The organism is Streptomyces sp. ADI95-17, from assembly GCF_003846175.1.
Lineage (GTDB): Bacteria > Actinomycetota > Actinomycetes > Streptomycetales > Streptomycetaceae > Streptomyces > Streptomyces sanglieri.
In genome coordinates this window covers 401,317-403,938 of sequence record NZ_ML123049.1, presented here as the reverse complement: position 1 = coordinate 403,938, position 2,622 = coordinate 401,317, and the positions used below count along the sequence as shown (strand labels likewise).

General features: G+C 73.2%; 3 protein-coding genes. All 3 read left to right on the top strand.

Annotation, left to right across the window (positions count from 1 at the left end; translation table 11 throughout):
- Positions 1–47 precede the first annotated feature (47 nt).
- The 3 genes from EES42_RS28585 (at position 48) to EES42_RS28575 (ending at position 2,551) form a co-directional block, all read left to right on the top strand.
- Entirely contained in the window at positions 48–1,820 is a 1,773-nt protein-coding gene (locus EES42_RS28585) for a SulP family inorganic anion transporter (RefSeq protein ID WP_124721161.1), read from the top strand.
- Entirely contained in the window at positions 1,817–2,254 is a 438-nt protein-coding gene (locus tag EES42_RS28580) for an ATP-binding protein (RefSeq protein WP_124721160.1), read from the top strand. Before EES42_RS28585 ends, EES42_RS28580 begins: the two co-directional genes overlap by 4 nt.
- Positions 2,255–2,329: 75 nt before the next feature.
- A complete protein-coding gene (locus EES42_RS28575; protein ID WP_124721159.1) occupies positions 2,330–2,551 on the top strand; it encodes an alkylphosphonate utilization protein in 222 nt (73 codons plus the stop codon).
- Positions 2,552–2,622 lie beyond the last annotated feature (71 nt).

Genomic DNA, 2,622 nt, shown 5'->3' with positions numbered 1-2,622 from the left:
CAGAACGAACTGCTGGCCGAGCTGCGGGAAACCGAGGTCACGGCCCGGTGAGCGCCCTCCTGGCGAAGGGCGGTGCCCGGCTGCGGTCGCTGCTGCCTTCGCGTGCCGATCTGGCGGCGATGGGCCGTGATCCGCGCCGGGACCTGCTGGCCGGGCTGACGGTGGCCATCGTGGCGCTGCCGCTCGCGCTGGGTTTCGGGGTCTCCTCCGGCCTGGGCGCCGAGGCCGGGCTGGCCACGGCCGTGGTCGCGGGTGCGGTCGCAGCCGTCTTCGGCGGCTCCGGCCTCCAGGTGTCCGGGCCGACCGGGGCGATGACGGTGGTGCTGGTGCCGATCGTCGCCCGGTACGGCACCGGTGGCGTGCTGATGGTCGGACTGATCGCCGGGCTGATGCTGCTCGGCCTCGCCGTCGCGCGGGCCGGGCGGTACATGGCGTACATCCCCGCCTCGGTGGTGGAGGGCTTCACCCTGGGCATCGCGTGTGTGATCGGCCTCCAGCAGGTCCCGAACGCGCTCGGGGTGGCCGGGCCGGAGGGCGACAAGGTCCTCGTGGTGACCTGGCACGCCGTCGAGGCGTTCGTGAACTCCCCGAATCCGACCGCCCTGGCGCTGGCGGCCGGGGTGGTCGTGGTGATGCTGGCGGGGGCCCGCCTGCGGCCGGGCATCCCGTTCTCGATCGTCGCGGTGATCGCCGCGACCCTCGTGACGCAGCTCTTCCATCTGGACGCCGCCGCCCCGATCGGGGATCTCCCGGCGGGGCTGCCCGCTCCGTCGCTCGGCTTCGTCGATCCGTCCGCACTGGGCTCGCTGCTGGCCCCGGCGGTCGCGGTCGCCGCCCTGGCGGCGCTGGAGTCCCTGCTGTCCGCTCAGGTCGCCGACGGCATGACGGTCGGCCGGAGGCACGACCCCGACAAGGAGCTGTTCGGGCAGGGGCTGGCGAACATCGCCGCCCCGCTGTTCGGCGGGGTGCCCGCGACCGGTGCGATCGCCCGCACCGCGGTCAACGTCCGCACCGGAGCCTCCTCCCGGCTCGCCGCCCTCTTCCACGCCGCCGTGCTCGCGGTCATCGTGTTCGCCGCCGCCCCGCTGGTCTCCAGGATCCCGCTGGCCGCGCTGGCCGGGGTGCTGATCGCGACCGCGATCCGCATGGTCGAGGTCGGCTCGCTGCGGGCGATGGCGAAGGCCACCCGTGCGGACGCGACCGTCCTGGTGCTGACCGCGGTGGCGACCCTGGCCCTGGACCTCGTGTACGCGGTCATCATCGGCCTGGTCGTCGCCGGGGCGCTGGCGCTGCGGGCGGTGGCCCGCCAGGCACGGATGGACCGGGTGGACCTCCGGCCCGACCTGCCCGGCGACCACACCGAGGAGGAGCACGCGCTGCTGGCCGAGCACATCGTCGCGTACCGCATCGACGGGCCGCTGTTCTTCGCCGGTGCCCACCGCTTCCTCCTCGAACTGTCCGAGGTCTCCGACGTCCGCGTGGTGATCCTGCGGATGTCGCGGGTCACCACCCTGGACGCCACCGGCGCGCTCGTGCTCAAGGACGCCGTGGAGCGGCTCGACCGGCGCGGCATCGCCGTACTCACGTCCGGCATCCGCCCCGGTCAGCGTCAGGCACTGGACTCCGTCGGCGCTCTGGAGCTGCTCCGGGCGAAGGGCCGGGAGTACGCCACCACGCCGGAGGCGATCGCCGGGGCTCGCAGCCACTTGCAACGGGCCGGGCTGCTGCCCGCCGGCCTCGACGGGGCCGCTCCCGCCACCGACCGGACCGGCCCTCTCACCCACGACACCCTCGTCGACATCCACCCGGAGGCGAAGTGAGCACCGGGCTCGAAGCCCTCCCGTACCGGCATGTGCTGACCGTGCCCGCCATGGGGTCGGCCGTCCGTATCGCCCGCGAGACCACCGAGCAGGTCCTGGCGGAGTGGGGCGTCGGCCGCCGCCACCCCTGCGTGGATCCGGCGCTGCTGATGGTCGCGGAGCTGGTCACCAACAGCGTCCGGCACGCCGCGGAACTCTCTCCGAGCCTGACGGTCGTCTTCGCGGGCGGTCCGGACACCTTCGCGTTCGCCGTCCACGACCGTCACCCCCACCAGCCCGCCCTGCACGACGCGTTCACCGGCACCGGCTCCGGCACCGGCTCCGGAGGGCTGGCGACCGTCGTCGAGCTCACCCTCCAGCTCGGCGGCAGCGCCGTCGTCCGCGCGGACGCGGACGGGCGCGGCAAGAGCATCTGGATCACCCTGCCCCTGTAGCGGCTCGCCCACGGCAGTGGCGCGGCAGCCTGACAGCCCGAACACCCGAACAACCCGGACAGCGAGGAAAGACCGATGAGCGACATCGTGGTGAAGGACAGCAACGGCACCGCCCTGGAGGACGGTGACTCCGTCACTCTGACCAAGGACCTGAAGGTCAAGGGGACGTCCGAGACCCTCAAGCGCGGCACCCTGGTGAAGAACATCCGCCTCACCGGCCGGGCCGACGAGGTCGAGTGCAACACCAAGAAGGTCAAGGGGCTGGTCCTGAAGACCCAGTTCCTGAAGAAGGCCTGACGCCGCCGGCGTCAGGTCACGGCCTGGTCCGGGCATCGGCGGTGTGCAGCTCGGCCAGCAGACCCTGCTGG

Coding starts and splice junctions, on each gene's coding strand:
- EES42_RS28575 (WP_124721159.1), top strand. CDS start 2,330: ATGAGCGACATCGTGGTGAAGGACAGCAACGGCACCGCCCTGGAGGAC.